Origin of the sequence: Candidatus Epulonipiscium viviparus, assembly GCF_030708075.1 — a bacterium.
In the GTDB taxonomy this organism is placed as follows: Bacteria; Bacillota; Clostridia; order Lachnospirales; family Cellulosilyticaceae; genus Epulonipiscioides; species Epulonipiscioides viviparus.
Genome location: NZ_CP117982.1, coordinates 752,977 through 769,561 on the forward strand (window position 1 = coordinate 752,977; position 16,585 = coordinate 769,561).

The 16,585-nt window shown below is 34.8% G+C and carries 16 protein-coding genes; 2 read left to right on the plus strand and 14 right to left on the minus strand.

What is annotated here, in order from left to right; translation table 11 throughout:
- The 6 genes from PCY70_RS02760 to gshAB all read right to left on the minus strand — a co-directional run bounded on the left by PCY70_RS02760 (position 1) and on the right by gshAB (position 9,320).
- Positions 1 to 1,239, minus strand: a complete 1,239-nt coding sequence (locus tag PCY70_RS02760) for a flagellin N-terminal helical domain-containing protein (RefSeq protein ID WP_305768363.1) — start codon at positions 1,237 to 1,239, stop codon at positions 1 to 3.
- Between the two features lie 197 nt (positions 1,240 to 1,436).
- Complete coding sequence (locus PCY70_RS02765; protein ID WP_305768364.1) at positions 1,437 to 2,672, minus strand: flagellin N-terminal helical domain-containing protein; 1,236 nt, start codon at positions 2,670 to 2,672, stop codon at positions 1,437 to 1,439.
- A gap of 321 nt (positions 2,673 to 2,993) precedes the next feature.
- Complete coding sequence (locus PCY70_RS02770; protein ID WP_029488381.1) at positions 2,994 to 4,229, minus strand: flagellin; 1,236 nt, start codon at positions 4,227 to 4,229, stop codon at positions 2,994 to 2,996.
- 42 nt (positions 4,230 to 4,271) lie between these two features.
- Positions 4,272 to 5,507, minus strand: coding sequence for a flagellin N-terminal helical domain-containing protein (locus PCY70_RS02775; RefSeq protein WP_305768365.1), 1,236 nt, complete (start codon positions 5,505 to 5,507; stop codon positions 4,272 to 4,274).
- 108 nt (positions 5,508 to 5,615) lie between these two features.
- A complete protein-coding gene (locus PCY70_RS02780) occupies positions 5,616 to 6,851 on the minus strand; it encodes a flagellin N-terminal helical domain-containing protein (RefSeq protein WP_305768366.1) in 1,236 nt (411 codons plus the stop codon).
- A gap of 156 nt (positions 6,852 to 7,007) precedes the next feature.
- Entirely contained in the window at positions 7,008 to 9,320 is a 2,313-nt protein-coding gene (gene gshAB / locus PCY70_RS02785) for a bifunctional glutamate--cysteine ligase GshA/glutathione synthetase GshB (RefSeq protein WP_305768367.1), read from the minus strand.
- A gap of 73 nt (positions 9,321 to 9,393) precedes the next feature.
- Here gshAB and PCY70_RS02790 point away from each other — a divergent pair, with 73 nt between their 5' ends.
- Both PCY70_RS02790 and secG read left to right on the plus strand, forming a co-directional pair.
- Entirely contained in the window at positions 9,394 to 10,449 is a 1,056-nt protein-coding gene (locus PCY70_RS02790) for a tyrosine-type recombinase/integrase (RefSeq protein ID WP_305768368.1), read from the plus strand.
- A gap of 72 nt (positions 10,450 to 10,521) precedes the next feature.
- Positions 10,522 to 10,758, plus strand: a complete 237-nt coding sequence (secG, locus tag PCY70_RS02795) for a preprotein translocase subunit SecG (protein ID WP_010167709.1) — start codon at positions 10,522 to 10,524, stop codon at positions 10,756 to 10,758.
- A 32-nt stretch (positions 10,759 to 10,790) separates the two neighbouring features.
- Here the strand turns inward: secG and PCY70_RS02800 are convergent, their stop codons facing one another.
- The 8 genes from PCY70_RS02800 to PCY70_RS02835 all read right to left on the minus strand — a co-directional run bounded on the left by PCY70_RS02800 (position 10,791) and on the right by PCY70_RS02835 (position 16,580).
- Positions 10,791 to 11,294, minus strand: coding sequence for an endolytic transglycosylase MltG (locus PCY70_RS02800; protein ID WP_010167707.1), 504 nt, complete (start codon positions 11,292 to 11,294; stop codon positions 10,791 to 10,793).
- A 1-nt stretch (position 11,295) separates the two neighbouring features.
- Positions 11,296 to 11,661, minus strand: coding sequence for a DUF6115 domain-containing protein (locus tag PCY70_RS02805; protein WP_029488129.1), 366 nt, complete (start codon positions 11,659 to 11,661; stop codon positions 11,296 to 11,298).
- A 189-nt stretch (positions 11,662 to 11,850) separates the two neighbouring features.
- Complete coding sequence (locus PCY70_RS02810) at positions 11,851 to 12,114, minus strand: hypothetical protein (RefSeq protein WP_010167701.1); 264 nt, start codon at positions 12,112 to 12,114, stop codon at positions 11,851 to 11,853.
- Between the two features lie 27 nt (positions 12,115 to 12,141).
- Positions 12,142 to 12,885, minus strand: a complete 744-nt coding sequence (locus PCY70_RS02815) for a sigma-70 family RNA polymerase sigma factor (RefSeq protein WP_010167699.1) — start codon at positions 12,883 to 12,885, stop codon at positions 12,142 to 12,144.
- An 18-nt stretch (positions 12,886 to 12,903) separates the two neighbouring features.
- Positions 12,904 to 13,392 (minus strand): chemotaxis protein CheD, encoded by a 489-nt coding sequence (locus tag PCY70_RS02820; RefSeq protein WP_305768369.1) that lies wholly within the window; start codon positions 13,390 to 13,392, stop codon positions 12,904 to 12,906.
- On the minus strand, positions 13,385 to 14,008 hold the full coding sequence (locus PCY70_RS02825; RefSeq protein WP_010167695.1) for a chemotaxis protein CheC: 624 nt from the start codon (positions 14,006 to 14,008) through the stop codon (positions 13,385 to 13,387). Before PCY70_RS02825 ends, PCY70_RS02820 begins: the two co-directional genes overlap by 8 nt.
- 3 nt (positions 14,009 to 14,011) lie before the next feature.
- On the minus strand, positions 14,012 to 14,452 hold the full coding sequence (locus PCY70_RS02830; RefSeq protein ID WP_010167694.1) for a chemotaxis protein CheW: 441 nt from the start codon (positions 14,450 to 14,452) through the stop codon (positions 14,012 to 14,014).
- Positions 14,453 to 14,486: 34 nt separating this feature from the next.
- The gene (locus PCY70_RS02835; RefSeq protein ID WP_029488126.1) at positions 14,487 to 16,580 is read right to left on the minus strand and encodes a chemotaxis protein CheA; all 2,094 of its coding nucleotides are present in this window, start codon (positions 16,578 to 16,580) and stop codon (positions 14,487 to 14,489) included.
- Positions 16,581 to 16,585 lie beyond the last annotated feature (5 nt).

Consider the following 16,585-nt stretch of genomic DNA (forward strand, 5'->3'; position numbering starts at 1 on the left):
TTAACCTAATAATTGAAGTACTTGTTGGGGGGATTGGTTTGCCTGAGCAAGCATAGACTGAGAAGCTTGAGTAAGAATATTTACTCTAGTAAGATTAACCATTTCCTCTGCCATATCCGCATCGCGAATTTGAGATTCTGCAGATTGTAGGTTCTCAGCAGTATTATCTAAGTTTTTAACAGTGTGCTCAAGTCTGTTTTGAACAGCTCCGAGCTCTGCTCTTTGGCGAGACACAATCTCAACAGCAGCATCAATAGAATTAAGGGCAATGTGTGCACTTTCAGGGGTATCGATTTTAGTGGTAGTTAAACCAAGAGCGATAGCATTCATAGCTTTGATATTAAGCGAAATGATTTGATCGTTGTTAGCACCAACTTGGAAAGTGAATTCATTAGGACCAACTGCTTGATTCATAGTAGCTTGAAGAGCATTAGCAGCTCTTACAACAGAAGTTGCTTCCCAATCAATAGCAGATTGCAATTTAACAGCTGCAGAAGCTTTTTTGCCTGCAGAAGAAGCTTCAAGTGCAGCGATACTAGCTTTAGTGGTTTCTAATGAAATCTGTTTTTGAGATACACTTACTAGGACAGCTTGAGCTTTAGCTTTGTCACTTTCACCAGCAGCTTTGATTTCAAGTGCTGAAATGTCTTGCTCTAATTTAATAAGTCTAGTTTGTGCTGTAAGCATACTACTACCAGCTTCTATAGAATAAGCTGCTCCCATTAAAGATTGATATGCACCCATTTTTCCATAGTAACTGCCAACGATTATAGTTAATGATTGACGTCGTATAGCAACAGAATCTCTACCTTTTCCAGAAGGGTCACCAAGTAATAAACTTTGCTCATTAAACTCAGTTTTGTCGGCTAAACCATCGATTTCGGTAATAAGTTGCTTTAACTCGATATCTAATTTTTTTCTATCTTCGCTAGTGTATGTATCGTTCATAGATTGGATAGACATTTCTCTCATTCTTTTAAGCATGTCATGAGTTTCGCTAAGCGCACCTTCTGCAACTTGAATTAATGAAATACCATCTTGAGAGTTTTCGCTTGATTGTTGTAGACCTTTGATTTGGTTTCTCATTTTTTCTGAAATTGCAAGACCCGCAGCGTCATCTCCGGCTCTATTAATTCTAAGGCCAGATGAAAGTTTTTCCATAATTCCACCTTGATCACCTTGATTGATTCCAAGATTTCTTTGTGCGTTAATTGCCATTAGGTTAGTATTAATTCTCATATTAAATTCCTCCTTGAATAAAAGCGGCATCCTTGCCTATTATTAATTATAAGGTTGTATCAACCCTTTCAATAATATATATCGGACAAGCAGTGAAATACTTTAGCTTTTTTTGAAAAAAATTCCAAAAAAAAAAAAATAAGGAAGAAAAAGGATAAATAAAAACCCCTTGGAAAAGTCCAAAGGGTGTATGTGAATTATTGTAAAAGTTGAAGAACTTGTTGTGGAAATTGATTTGCTTGAGCAAGCATAGACTGAGAAGCTTGAGAAAGAATATTTGTTCTAGTCAAGTTAACCATCTCAGCTGCCATATCAGCATCTCTTATTTGAGATTCAGCTGCTTGTAAGTTTTCAGCAGTGTTATCTAAGTTTTTAACAGTGTGCTCAAGTCTGTTTTGAACAGCACCAAGCTCTGCTCTTTGACGAGATACGATTTCTACAGCAGCGTCAATTGTAATAAGTGCAATACCAGCACTCTCAGTAGAGTCAATTTTAGTAGCTTGTAAACCAAGAGCAGTTGAATCCATAGCTTTAATACCTAATGTAATAGTTTGGCCGTTATTTGCACCAACTTGGAAAGTAAATTCATTAGGTCCTACTTTTTCATTCATAGTAGCTTGAAGCTTTTTAGCACAGCTGGTAACTAGACCTGCTTCAATAGTAACTGCAGAAGCTCTAAGTGTTGCAGCTGATTCTTTAAGATTTGCAGCAACAGCTTCCATGGAAGCGATAGATGCTTCTCTTTGGGCTAAGCTGATTCTTAGATCACTAACACTTTTCAGAACATGTTGTCCTTCAGGTGGAACTTCACCAGCAGCTTTAATTTCAAGTGCAGAAATTTTTTGCTCAAGATCAATTACAGACTGAAGAGCTTGTTCCATTTTGGTTGATGCTTCGACAGCATATGCAGAACCCAATTTAGCTTCAGCAGAACCGATTTTGGTGTAGAAGCTTTTGAGTGCAGTAGTTAAGCTCTGACGTTTAGCTGCAACAGATGCTAATCCTTTTCCAGTAGGGTCTCCAGTTAATAATTTTTGTTCGTTAAATTCAGTTTTTACAGCAAGACCATCGATTTCAGTGATAAGTTGTTGTGCTTCGATATTAAGTTTTTGACGGTCTTCGTCTGTATATGTATCGTTCATAGATTGAATAGCCATTTCTCTCATTCTTTTAAGCATTTCGTGAGTTTCAGAAAGAGCACCCTCTGCAGTTTGGATCAAAGATATACCATCTTCACCATTTCTACTAGCTTGTTGTAAACCTCTAATCTGATTTCTCATTTTTTCTGAAATTGCAAGGCCTGCTGCATCATCGCCAGCTCTATTAATTCTAAGACCAGAAGATAGTTTCTCCATAATTCCACCTTGATCGCCTTGATTAACCCCCAAATTTCTTTGTGCATTAATTGCCATTAAATTAGTATTAATAATCATGTTTCATTTCCTCCCATAAGTATATTAATTATTTTTGTATCGTGTGTTTTAGATTTTTATCTTTTTCTCTATTTTTTATTTCTAACGCTTTACAATTATATATATCGGATTAAACAGATATTACTTTATGGTTTTTTATGACTTTTTTTTGGTTTTTTTTGGAAAAAAAATTCTGATACAAGATTTTTTGATATAAATGGAAAAAAATTGGTAAATGCTTAAAATAAAAAATTGTCTAATATGAAGAAATTTTGTAGTCCTTATAAGGGTTATAGTGCTTATTAGGGCATAAAAAAAGCCCCCAAAGAAGAGGGAAACGAGTTAGCTTAATAATTGTAAGATTTGTGAAGGAATTTGATTTGCTTGTGCAAGCATTGCTTGAGAAGCCTGTGAAAGAATGTTAATTCTAGTGAAGTCAACCATCTCAGCGGCCATATCAGCATCACGTATTTGAGATTCTGCAGATTGTAAGTTTTCGGCAGTATTATTTAAATTTTTAACTGTATGCTCAAGTCTGTTTTGAACAGCACCAAGCTCTGCTCTTTGTCGAGATACAATCTCTACAGCAGCATCTATGGTTGTAAGGGCAATTCCAGAACTTTCTGGAGAGTCAATTTTGGTTGCAGACAATCCAAGGGCAATTGCATCCATAGCTTTGATGGCTAAGGTAATCGTTTGACCATTGTTTGCACCGACTTGGAAAGTAAATTCATTAGGACCAACTTTTTCGTTCATAGTTGCTTGAAGTGACTTTGCAACAGATGTAACTAGCCCAGCTTCTATAGAGATAGCTTTTATATCATATGAAGCGGCCATTTCTTTGTATTCAGCAGCTGTAGCTTCGATAGCAGCAATAGAAGCATTGAGTGCAGCTAAGCTGATTCGTAGATTACTGACGTCGGTTAAGACCTTTTGACTTTCTGCAGGTGATTCACCAGATGCTTTTACTTCTAGAGCAGAAATTTTTTGCTCGAGATCGATTACTGATTGCAGTGCTATTTGCAGTGGAAGTTGTGCTTCTACAGAATAAGCCATTCCAAGTACGCTTTCGTATGTGCCAACGGCTGAATAATAAACACGTAATGCATCTGCTAGACTTTTATTTTTGTCTGCAACTGATTTTAAGCCTGTGCCGGTTGGATCTCCAGTTAATAGTTTTTGCTCATTAAATTCGGCCTTTACAGCAAGTTCATCGATTTCTGTGATAAGTTGTTGTGTTTCGAGATTGAGCTTTTCGCGGTCTTCGTCCGTGTAGGTGTCATTCATAGATTGGATAGCCATTTCTCTCATACGTTTCAACATTTCGTGAGTTTCAGCTAATGCCCCTTCTGCAGTCTGTATTAAAGAGATTCCATCTTCTGCATTTCGGCTAGATTGTTGTAGACCCTTAATTTGATTTCTCATTTTTTCGGAAATAGCGAGACCTGCAGCATCGTCGCCAGCTCTGTTAATTCTAAGACCAGAAGAAAGTTTTTCCATAACACTGCCTTGTTCGCCTTGATTGATTCCGAGATTTCTTTGTGAATTGATAGCCATTAAGTTAGTATTTATTCTCATTAGTGTTTTCTCCTATCTATATATATAAAATTTTATATGTAATTACTGTAAAAGTTGAAGTACTTGTTGAGGAACTTGATTTGCTTGTACAAGGATTGATTGAGAGGCCTGTGAAATGATATTGGTTTTGGTTAAGTTCATCATTTCTTGTGCCATATCGGCATCGCGTATTTGAGATTCGGCAGCTTGTAGATTTTCTGCACTGATATTGACACTCTTGACAGTATGTTCAAGTCTGTTTTGCACTGCACCAAGTAAGGCTTTTTGGCGAGAGATAATTTCTACTGCTGCATCAACAGAAGTAAGAGCAAGTTTGGCACTCTCTGGTGTGTCGAGCTTTGTGGCATCTAAGCCAAGAGCGGTGGAGTTCATAGCTTTAATATTTAGATGAATTTCTTGATCGTTGTTTGGGCCAACTTGGAAAGTAAATTCATTAGGACCAACTTTTTCGTTCATGGTGGCTTGAAGAGTTTTTGATACAAAAGCGACCATATCAGCTTCTACTGAAACTGCCATTGTAGCAAAAGAGATGGCTGCAGATCGTAAGCTGTTTGCTTGTGCTTCGTATTGAGAGATTGAAGAATAGAGCTGTTCAAAGCTGACTCTAAAATGGCTGATTTTTGTTAATACATCTTGTTTTATATCAGAGTTCTCACCTTGGGCCTGGATTTCTAGTGCTTCTATTTTATATTCAAGATCAATTGCTGATTGAAGAGCGGTTTGTAGTGGAAGTGCTGTTGTAACAGAATAACTCATTCCAAGCAAGCTGTCGTGAGCACCGATGTGTGCATAGTACGTCTTTAATGCCGCAGCTAAATTTTGTTTTTGCGCTGCAACAGATGCTAAGCCTTTTCCTGTGGGGTCTCCTGTTAAAATTTTTTGTTCGTTAAACTCAGCTTTATTAGCAAGATCATCTATTGATAAAATAAGTTGTTGCGCTTCGATATCTAACTTTTTACGATCTTCGTTTGTATAGGTGTCATTTATAGATTGGATTGACATTTCTCTGACACGTGTTAGCATTTCATAGATTTCTGATAATGCACCTTCTGTAGTTTGAATGAGGGAGATGCCGTCTTCTGCATTTCTACTGGCTTGTTGAAAACCCTTAATTTGATTTCTCATTTTTTCAGATATAGCAAGACCTGCAGCATCATCTCCAGCTCTGTTAATTCTAAGTCCAGAAGATAATTTTTCGGCAAGCTCGCTTTTTTCTTCTTGCTTAACCCCCATACTGCGTTGTGAATTAATAGCCATAAGATTAGTGTTAATTTCCATATATTTTATTCCTCCATATTACGTAAAAATTAGCAACAAAAATGTATAAGCAACGGTATGTTAGTGAAATAAATCTCTCCCATAATTTCGGGAGAAGAAATGATAAAACTAGTTTAGTAACTGAAGGACTTGTTCTGGTATTTGATTTGCCTGTGCAAGCATAGCTTGAGAAGCTTGTGAAAGAATATTGGTTCTGGTGAAGAAAACCATTTCTGCAGCCATGTCAGTATCACGAATTTGAGACTCAGCAGATTGTAGATTTTCTGCAGTATTATTTAAGTTTTTAACAGTATGTTCGAGTCTATTTTGAACTGCCCCAAGTTCAGCTCGCTGACGAGACACAATTTCAACAGCAGCATCGATCGAACTAAGGGCAATGCCAGAGCTTTCGGGAGAATCTATTTTGGTTGCTGATAGGCCAAGAGCTGTTGCATTCATTGCTTTAATACTTAGGTTGATTGTTTGTCCATTATTTGCACCAACTTGGAGAGTAAATTCATTAGGACCAACTTGCTCGTTCATAGTTGCTTGAAGTTGTTTGGCAGCATCAGTAACAGAAGTTGCTTCGATATAAAAAGCAGAAGCTTGCAATATCGCAGCTGATTCTTTCAATGTTGTAGCAGAGGATTCCATGGCAGCAATGGAGGCATTTCTTTGAGCTAAAATAATTCGCAAATGACTTACATCTTTTAATACTAGTTGTGCTGCTGCTGGTTTTTCACCAGAGGCTTTAACTTCAAGGGCTGAAATTTTTTCCTCTAGGTCGAGGACAGATTGAGCGACTTGTTCCATTTTAGTGGATGCTTCTATAGCATATGCAGAACCTAATTTAGATTCATATGAGCCGACTTTGATGTAGTAATTTGCTAATGCAGAAGCTAAGAGTTCTCGTTTATTTGCAACAGAAGCTAATCCTTTTCCAGTAGGATCTCCAGTTAATAGTTTTTGCTCATTAAATTCTGCTTTAACAGCAAGTTCGTCTACTTCTGTTATAAGTTGTTGTGCTTCCAAGTTTAATTTTTTTCGGTCTTCATTTGTATAGGTATCATTCATTGCTTGGATAGCCATTTCTCTCATACGCTTAAGCATTTCATGATTTTCAGCAAGTGCTCCTTCAGCAGTTTGGATCAAGGAAATACCGTCTTGCGCGTTTCTGCCTGCTTGGTATAATCCCTTAATTTGATTTCTCATTTTTTCAGATATAGCAAGACCCGCAGCGTCATCTCCGGCTCGGTTAATTCGAAGACCAGAAGAGAGTTTTTCCATTACACCGCCAAGTTCGTTTTGATTAACATCAAGATTTCTCTGCGAATTGATAGCCATTAAGTTAGTATTAATTCTCATGCAAATATCCCCCCCATATATAATGGTAAATTTATAGTGTTATTTTTATTTATTTTTTATATTGAACACCCTCTTACAGAAATATATATCGGATAAAGTTGCAATTACTTTAGGCTTTTTACGACTTTTTTTTATTTTTTACTGGATTATCCTGTATTATTTGCCACAATTTAGCACTTTGTAACCTAATAAATCTAATACAAAACCTGCTACATTTCGACCTTTTCCTTTATAGGGATAATGATGAATGTGAATAGCAGGATTGAAATTGAGTTCAATGATGGAGTAGTATGGGTTTTTGGCTGTAATATCTTCTATCATCATATCTACTCCACATATATTTGCTCCAGCAGCTTTTGCGGCGGATACTGCAATTTCTTTAAAATACTCTGCAATATCGTCGGTATAGTCTATGCTATCTCCACCAGTACTGATATTAGAATTTTCACGCAAATAAACTATTTCATCTTTGCTAGGAATAGAGTCAAAAGTTAGTGAATGCTGTTTTAAAAATAATGCAGATTGCTCATCTAAATCAATTTTTTCAAGTGGAGTTGTATAGCCTCTGCCTCGTAACGGGTCTTGGTTTTTCAACTCTATAAGTTTACGTATGGAAGATACGCCATCTCCGATAACATTTGCAGGAACGCGGTTTAAGATAGCAACCACTTGGTTGCCAATTACAACAAAACGATACTCACGTCCTGGTGCAAATTCTTCTATTAAAATTGTGTTGTCATATTTAAATGCAATTTCGGTAGCAGTTATTAAATTATTTAATGTTGGTGGAGTGGTAAATATACTGATACCTATGCCAAAATTGGTTGATTTGGGTTTGACTACAACTGATTTTCGTTGATATTTTCTTAAAATTGGTTCTATATTATGTTTGTGAGAGAGTTCATGCCCCTTAGGTGTATTAAGATTATTTTCTGTTAACACATATTTGGTCATCAATTTATTTTCCATCATTAGCATGCTTATATAAGTATCTTTAGATGTTTTTGTTGCTTGTTTTACATATTCTACATGACCATTTTGTTGCAGGCGTATAAAGTTATCTGTTGGATCTAATACTTCTACTTGAATACCGCGTTTAATGCTTTCTTTTATAAGTTGCTGCGTAGAAAGTTCCAAGTTGCCGTATCCTTTAAATAGATAACGATTGTTATACGCATCTTGTTTATATGCTTTTGCCAAATCCATATGAGATTTAATAAAACCATGCTCTCGTACTTTGATAAAAATTTGATGAGCATATGTTTTTTTGTGATCTATAACTTTTTCGCGTTGAAATTCTATTGCATGGTTTTTATCAAGATTTAGCATATTATTCATAATAGTTATTTCTGACAAAATTTGATTTGCCCAAGTAGAGAGCTTAATTTCTATGCCATCTTTTAAGAGCAGTGGATCCAAAAAACCATATTTGGCAACAGTAAGTTGATTTTTATTGGAATCTTGCTGAAAGTATTCATAAGGAGTTTCTTTTGTTAGTAAAAGAAACAGGTTAAAGACACTCAAAAATTCTAAATCTATTTTTTTGATACCAACTTTGTCAAAAGGGTTAATATCGATACTTCGAAATTCTAGATATTTGATGCCGTCTTCAGCAAGCGATTGCAGTAAATTGGTTGGGTTATTGGCCTTAAGGCGTACGTGAGTATATAATTCTTTGTGGCTACCAATTTTGTCGTGTTCTATAAATTTGTTGATGCTATTTATATAAGAATCAACACTAGAGTAATCAGGATACAGGTCATATTTATTGGTGTAGCCGCATTCGGAGTTTCTGTAAGAGAGAGCACCTTTGTGACTGTAACTATCTTCATATTCATTTTTAAGTTTTTCAAGGCAATCTACTTCATAAGATTTGTGTATTATACTGCTGCTGCCAAGTAGATAAATGATAAACCATCTGTATCGTAAATAATTTCGTGCAACTTTTAAATAGCAGCTATTTTTAAAAGATTGATATGACGTATTTTTTTTGGAAGATTGATACAATGTTTTAAGGATATTTTCACTAAATGAAAAATTATAATGTATGCCAGAAATTACCTGTTGTTTAGCACCATATTTTTTTAATAAAAATTGGCGATAGCAATAGGCTTCGACTCCAGCTGCATTATTACAAAATGTTGCAATAGGAATGTTGTCGGGTAGTGTACAGGGCATAGATTGAGGCCAAATATATTCGTCTCCTATTTCTAGAACCGCTATATTATATAAATTTTCTAAAAAATCATAAACTTCTATTGCAGTTTTACGAGTAGGTGTTATAAGTTCAAGTTGACTTTCAGAAAAATCCGTTGTGATATAAGGATTTGCAAGTTTGTCTGAAAATATAGCAGGATGTTTAGTAGTAGCTAAATTGCCGTCTATATCACATCGCAATCCCTCTCGTTCTATTCCAATATGCTGTGTTAAAAAGTCTTCTTTATTCAAAGATTTAATTACATTAATCATAGTAACCTCCATAGGCTTTACTTTTTATCCCAATAATTATATTATTAAATAAAAAAAAATACTAGGAGTAACTATGTCAACATATAAAGATAATTTAGAAATTATCCAAATGACTCAAATTAATGATATATTAGATGAAATGCCAGATTTTGTGTATGATTTTATGAGAGGAATAGAGCACACTACAAGCAGTTCAACTCGATTGGGTTATTTATACGATTTAAGGATATTTTTAGATTTTGTAATAAAGTCAAACCTTATAATGGGTAAAATAAATAGGATAGAGATTACCATTTTGGATATTCAAAAGCTATCACCACGTAATATTGAAAAATTTATTGTATATCTTAATTCATATGAAAAAATAGATATAGAGGGAAATAAAAATATCTATAAAAATAGTAACCGTGGAAAAGCTAGAAAGCTATCGGCACTTAAAACTATGTTTAAATATTTCTATAAGCGAGGTATTATTAACAATAATCCTGTGGGAGTGATAGAAATGCCAAAACGATATGAAAAAACAATCATAAAATTAGATGCAGATGAAATTGAAGATTTAATTTTTGTAGTAGAGTCTGGAGAACAATTAAGTCCTGCTCAAAAAAGATATCATACAAAGACAAAAATTCGAGATGTAGCAATAATATGTTTGTTATTGGGTACTGGAATTAGAGTTTCGGAGTGTGTGGGACTAAATATAAATGATGTGGATTTTAAATATAACGGAATAAAGATTACGAGAAAAGGAGGGAATGAAAGTATTATTTATTTTAGCAAAGAGGTTGAACAAGGGCTAAAGAATTATTATGAGATTAGGAAGGAAAAAAGTTCTAAAGATCTAGACGAACCGTTATTTTTGTCCTTGCAAAATAGACGTATCTCTACGAGAATGGTAGAAGTTTTAGTCAAAAAGTATGCTGGATTAATAACAAAGTTAAAAACTATAACTCCCCATAGATTGCGTGCGACATACGGAACGAGGCTATATGAAGAGACAGGGGACATATATTTAGTTGCAGATATATTAGGTCATAAAGATGTAAATACAACAAAAAAATATTATGTGAATATGGATGATAAGAGGAGAAAAAATGCTGCTAACATTGTAAAACTTAGACAAAGTTAAGAAAACCCTTGCAATATAGTTAAGATATTGTTAATATAGCAGTATTATATTGTGTTGGAGAGGAGGTGTTGTATGGAAATGTTTAGAACCATTCTTACAATTATATTTGTGATAGCTTCTTTTGCGATAATTATAATTGTTTTGATGCAAGAAGGAAAATCTACTGGTTTGAGTGGAATGACAGGTGAAAGTGAAAATACTTTCTGGGCTCAAAATAAGAAAAATTCATTAGAAGGAAAAATTGAAAGGTTTACCAAAGTAACTGCAGCGATATTTATGATCTCGGCATTAATTTTAGGAATAATATAATAGAGAGGCTGTCATTGCGACAGCCGTTTAATTTAATATGTGAGAACGCCTAAAATTTCATCATAGCTCATGTTATCAGTAAAAGTGAATGTTCCTTTTTGTAAAATACGTGATTTACCAACCATTATAACATAATCATCGAATGCTTGAGCATCAGAAATTACACCATTTGATTGTAAAAGTTGTGCAATAGTATGTGATCCAGAACCCGCAGGGATAGATACCTCAATTTTTACAGGATCTTCTACTATTAAAACAGGTGCAGGTGTAGGCTCAGGAGTTGGCTCTGGCTTTGGCTCAGGCTTTGGTTCAGGCTTTGGCTCAGGAGTTGGCTCTGGCTTTGGTTCTGGTGTAGGTTCAGGAGTTACTTGTGTTTTAGTTGGTGCAGGGTTTGATGGTTGCTGTGTTTTTGGAATAGTCTGTTCTACAACAATATCTGTAGTTGGGATTTCGTCATCAGATTGTAACACAATAATACTGCCTGCAACTACACAAATAATTCCGATAGCTAGTACACTTGTCCATAGTTTATTCATTTTATGACTCCTTTCTATACAAAGATAAAATTAATTCAATTTCGCCTTTGCCACGATTTAATTCTTTTGCTATTTTAGTAACGCTATATCCTTGGTTGGCGAGATATAAAACTTTTTGGTCTTCTTCTTTAAGTTCTTCAAAAATACGTGATTTATGAGCAACATCAGATGCTAAATCAAAACCTTTATTAGGTTTAAAAATACTTTTTGCCTGAGGAGTAAGAGGTGCAGGTTCCTTGAGGACTTGTTGTGGAGAAAATCCTTCCACTTGATCTTGCATCTCGTTACGTCTTGAGTCAACAATTTTGTATATACTTACTACAATAATTACAATTCCTACTCCGATTAAAATCCATCCTGTAATCATTATATTCTCCTTATTCAAATTTATTTGACTGAGATAGTTCGTTTAATGTTTCTGTTGAGTTAAAATCATCAGCTTGATTAAGATTTTTCTTACGCTTCATTTCTATGAATTTGTAAATGCTCAATAAAATAAATACGATCCCTATCCCTACTAAAGCCCACCCTATATACAATATTAATCCCTCCTTTATTAAATAGTCCAATCTATAAGCCCAGAATGAGTTGGATGAGGAGCAGTCTGTTTGCTATTTTGTTCCTCACGATTTAAATATTTTGTAGTTTCGCTGGTTTGTTCTGTTCTTATAACTTGTTCTCGTTTACGTCTGACATCTTTTTCGCCTTCAACTGCAATCCAGGTCTGTTCCATCATTGGAGCAATTTTATCAAATTCAGAAGTTTTAGAAAGAAGTTGAGTATTCATATACGTAGTATGCGTATCTATAGGTCTAATCATTTCAATCCCTCCTAATTATTTTAATGTTTATAATGGAAAAATTACGTTATATTTTTTAAGTTTATTACGCAATTTTACCATAAGTTTTGAATGAATTTGTGATACTCTAGATTCTGAAATTTCAAGGATTAAACTAATTTCTTTTAATGTTAGTTCTTCGTAATAATATAGTTTAATTAGTAATTGTTCACGCTCAGTTAGCGCGAGTATCTCATGCTCTAAAATTTCAAGAGCTTCTTTGTTTTCGAGTTCTTGGTAAGGATTTTTGGTTGTTATATCCTCTATATTAAATTCATATAATTCACTTTCATCGATAGAAACTAAGGTGCTGATGTTTGTGTCATGGACTAATTTATTATACTCAGATTCGTTGATATTTAATTCTTTTCTAACATCAGTATCTGTTGGACTATGGCCTATTTTGGCCTCTACACGTTCATAGGCCCTAATATATTCTTTTTGCTTTTGTCTAATAGAACGCGGTACCCAGTCGAGTTTACGAATCTCATCGATTATTGCACCTCGAATTCTTAAAGAAGCATAGGTTTCAAATTTAATTTTTTTATCATAATCGTACTTGTCAATTGCATCAATTAAACCTATAACGCCAAAGCCTAGGAGGTCATCTAATTCAAGGTATGAATTAAGATAAATACCGAGACGTCCAGCAACAATTTTTACGAGGGGTGCGTAGTGTTCAATCAATTGTTCTTTAAGTTCCCTCGATTTTGTTTTTTTGTATTTATCCCATACCTTATCTATATTCGCCACGCACTGAATCACCTCTTTCTATATTTGCTTTTCACCCTTACCAATTGTTCTAACTAAGACTCCTCCTGTTTCTAGATCTAAGATAATTGTCCGGCCATAGTTTTGGCCAGTGTCATTAGCTTTAATAGGAATATTTAAGTTGCGTAAAACGTCCTTTACGGCTATTATATTGCGATCTCCTATTCTTAATGCATTATTTCCTGTGGCCAAATTAAACATTTGAGCCCCACCTGCAATCTTGGCAACTAAATGATTTTTATTAGCGCCTTTTTTTATAACTTCTTGCACCAATTTTGGAACACCAGTATCTGCAAATTTTGCAGCATTATCATTATTTTTTATTTCTTTGCTATTTGGTAACATTATGTGCACCATCCCCCCAATTTTACTAGACGGGTCATATAATGTTACACCTACACAAGATCCTAGACCTATCGTTGTAATTTTTTGTGGTGCTTTTCCTACTTTCAATTCTGCTATTCCCACTTGCAATGTATTATTACTCATAATAGTGTCTCATTGAGTTCATAATTTTACGCTCCGTTTCCTTATCTAAAACGAACAAATAGTTTCCTGTTAATAACATATGATCGCTTTCAAAATAAGTTCGTATTAGTAGCGTATCTAAATATTCATCACAAAATTCTATAAGGGGAATAGAGAGTATAGCAGTAGCCATATCCATTACAATTTGAGGGGTAGATTGGCTAATGGTAAGATTTACAAATGTTCCAATGGCATTAAGGTAGTTACCGGCTAAAATATTTCCAAGTTCACTAAGTAATGAAAGTTCCATTTCACCTAACTCATGTAAGTTATTAACTTGTATACCAAGTACATTAAATATAATTTCTTTTGCACTGGATTCTTCTAATACAAGCATCAATACGGCACGCATGTCTCCAACTATTTCTATTACATTTGCAACAATAAAAACATCTTCTTCGTGATAGATTTTACTAAGCTCAGAAATATCTTGGACATCAACTTGGACAACATTCATACTAATTTTTTTATTTAAAAGTTGGCTGAGAGCAGTAATTGCATTACCCGCCCCTATATTAGCCACTTCTTTTAATGCATCTAATGTATGGTCGGTAATTTCATCACGGAGTCTAATCATAACCTACTCTCCTATTCCAAATGAAACCTCTACTAATCTTTCATGATTTAGTAATGTAACTATTTCATCACCACTTTCAACTTTTCCTACACCAATAATGTAGCTAGAATCAACTTTGCCTTGCATAGATGAGGTGCTCTCTACTTGGTCGTCATCTATATCAAGAACTTCTTTAACCTTATCTACTATACATCCAACCATAGCCTCTTCCATTTTGAGTATAATAATACGAGTAGCATCAGTACTAGGTACTATATCCATATTAAATAATTTGCGTATGTCAATAACAGGAATAATTTCGCCTCTAAGATTCATAACTCCGCGTATTGCAATAGGAGATTTTGGCACACGCATTATACTTTTCATACGTTCGATGATTTGTACGCTTTGGATATCTATGCCAAAATTTTGTTTATCCATTTCAAAAACTACATACTGCTTCATAACTTCCTCCATTCTACCACACTTTGGCGGTTAATTAAACCAATGTATTTATGTCAAGAATTAATGCAACTTCGCCGTTACCTAGTATTGTTGCACCAGCGATCATATGAATATTGTTGAGATATTTGCCAAGAGGTTTAATTACGATTTCTTGTTGCCCAATGAGTGAGTCTACTACAAAACCTACTTGCTTTTCACTTTTTTTAACAATTACAACGATTAAGTCTTCGTTATCAGTTGATGGAAGTTCTAGTATACTATCTAGTCTGACTACAGGAATAACTTGATTTCTAAGAACGATGACTTCTTGATTTTGAACCTGTTTAATTTCGTCATGATGAATATTTTCTATGTTTTGAATATTATTTAATGGAATAGCATATTTTTCGGAACTAATATTAACCATAAGTGCTTGAATAATAGCCAATGTTAGTGGTAGTCGAACTATAAATCTGCTGCCCTTACCAAGTTCTGTAACAATTTCTACGTTTCCGCCAAGAGCTGTAATTTTGCTTTTTACAACGTCTAGCCCAACGCCACGACCAGATAAATCGGTAATTTTCTTTGCCATACTAAAGCTAGGTTTAAATAGAAGTTCTAACACTTCTTGTTCGCTCATAGCTGCAACAACATCAGCTGGTTCTCCTCGTTCAATGCCTTTTGCACGTATTTTTTCAACATCAATTCCACGACCATCGTCTTCTACTTCAATAACTACACTATTTCCATCTTGATAAGCACGTAATTTAATAGTTCCTTTTTCCGGTTTGTCAACTTCTTTACGTTCTTTTGTAGTTTCTAACCCGTGATCTGCTGCGTTTCTAAGTAAGTGAATTAGAGGGTCACCAATTTCATCAATAACCGTTCTATCCAGTTCTGTTTCTTCACCAGACATAACAAGCTCAATATTTTTACCCAATTTACGAGAAATATCTCTAATAAGTCGAGGAAAGCGATTGAATACAGTTTCTACAGGAACCATTCGAACTTTCATAACTGCATCATGGAGGCTAGTAGTAACTCGTTCTAAATATTCTACGGAATCGCTATAATTAGTTTCTGAGTTTGATTGATTATTAGATTCTGCTATGCCTTCTAATTGAGTTTTTACAATAATAAGCTCACTGACAAGATTCATAAGAGTGTCAAGTCTATCGATATTTACACGAACACTTTTGCCTGCAACAGCAGCTTTGTGTGCAGCAGCAGCATCTTCCTTGGTAGCAGCTTTTTTAGGTGCAGCTGGAGGTGGAGGTGGAGCAGCTGGTGCTGGAGTGGGAGCTTCTGGTACATTTTGCTCAGGAACTTCTTCGTCTTGAACAATAGAAGTGTCTTGCTGATCTAATGTAAATTCTTCTATAGTGACTCCTTCAATTTCGGCAACAGCCATGACAATTTCCTGAATACGCTCAGGGGATTCATCTGTTGTAAGTACAAGCATAAATTCTTGATCAAACTTTTCTTCTTCTATTTCTTGGCTAGAAGGATCGCTATGGATAATCTCTCCCATAGTGCCAAGATCTGAATATACAATAAAGGCTCTAGCGGCTTTTAACATACAAGTTTTTGCAATAATGATATTAATTTTGAGTACATTCATACCAGATTCTAAAGCTTGTTTTTTTACTACTTCAACAGAATCAGGTAACTTAAATTGATTGGATTGTGCAGGTGCATTAGTTGCAGAAGATGTAGTAGCAGCAGGTGTATCAGTTGCAGTAGCTGCAGGAGCTCCTCCTTTAAAATCACCCTTAAGTATTGCTTCTAGTTGACCAATTAAATTAGAATAGCTTTCATCACCTTCCGAAGAAGTATTAATAATTTGATCAACATAATTTTCTAAAGCATCAAGACATTGAAACATAATATCTACCAACTCGGTAGTGATATGCAATTTTCCATTTCGTATTTCAGATAAGACATTTTCAACACTATGAGTGAGATGTTGCATCTTAACAAATCCCATGGTTCCAGCCATACCCTTAAGAGTATGAGCTACTCTAAAGATAACATTAACAACTTCTATATCATCAGGTGTTGCTTCTAACAGCAATAAATTTTCATTTAAAGCCTGTAAGTTTTCCTTGGATTCTTCTATAAAAATTTGTAAATATTGTGACATATCCATAATTT

What these genes read in the sequence shown, in the direction of transcription:
- PCY70_RS02805 (WP_029488129.1), bottom strand. Translation starts at nt 11,661, where the DNA reads ATGATTACAGGATGGATTTTAATCGGAGTAGGAATTGTAATTATTGTA.
- PCY70_RS02820 (WP_305768369.1), bottom strand. Translation starts at nt 13,392, where the DNA reads ATGAGTAATAATACATTGCAAGTGGGAATAGCAGAATTGAAAGTAGGA.
- PCY70_RS02800 (WP_010167707.1), bottom strand. Translation starts at nt 11,294, where the DNA reads ATGAATAAACTATGGACAAGTGTACTAGCTATCGGAATTATTTGTGTA.
- PCY70_RS02835 (WP_029488126.1), bottom strand. Translation starts at nt 16,580, where the DNA reads ATGGATATGTCACAATATTTACAAATTTTTATAGAAGAATCCAAGGAA.
- PCY70_RS02830 (WP_010167694.1), bottom strand. Translation starts at nt 14,452, where the DNA reads ATGAAGCAGTATGTAGTTTTTGAAATGGATAAACAAAATTTTGGCATA.
- PCY70_RS02780 (WP_305768366.1), bottom strand. Translation starts at nt 6,851, where the DNA reads ATGAGAATTAATACTAACTTAATGGCTATCAATTCGCAGAGAAATCTT.
- secG (WP_010167709.1), top strand. Translation starts at nt 10,522, where the DNA reads ATGGAAATGTTTAGAACCATTCTTACAATTATATTTGTGATAGCTTCT.
- PCY70_RS02825 (WP_010167695.1), bottom strand. Translation starts at nt 14,008, where the DNA reads ATGATTAGACTCCGTGATGAAATTACCGACCATACATTAGATGCATTA.
- PCY70_RS02810 (WP_010167701.1), bottom strand. Translation starts at nt 12,114, where the DNA reads ATGATTAGACCTATAGATACGCATACTACGTATATGAATACTCAACTT.
- PCY70_RS02775 (WP_305768365.1), bottom strand. Translation starts at nt 5,507, where the DNA reads ATGGAAATTAACACTAATCTTATGGCTATTAATTCACAACGCAGTATG.
- PCY70_RS02760 (WP_305768363.1), bottom strand. Translation starts at nt 1,239, where the DNA reads ATGAGAATTAATACTAACCTAATGGCAATTAACGCACAAAGAAATCTT.
- PCY70_RS02770 (WP_029488381.1), bottom strand. Translation starts at nt 4,229, where the DNA reads ATGAGAATAAATACTAACTTAATGGCTATCAATTCACAAAGAAATCTC.
- PCY70_RS02790 (WP_305768368.1), top strand. Translation starts at nt 9,394, where the DNA reads ATGTCAACATATAAAGATAATTTAGAAATTATCCAAATGACTCAAATT.
- PCY70_RS02765 (WP_305768364.1), bottom strand. Translation starts at nt 2,672, where the DNA reads ATGATTATTAATACTAATTTAATGGCAATTAATGCACAAAGAAATTTG.
- gshAB (WP_305768367.1), bottom strand. Translation starts at nt 9,320, where the DNA reads ATGATTAATGTAATTAAATCTTTGAATAAAGAAGACTTTTTAACACAG.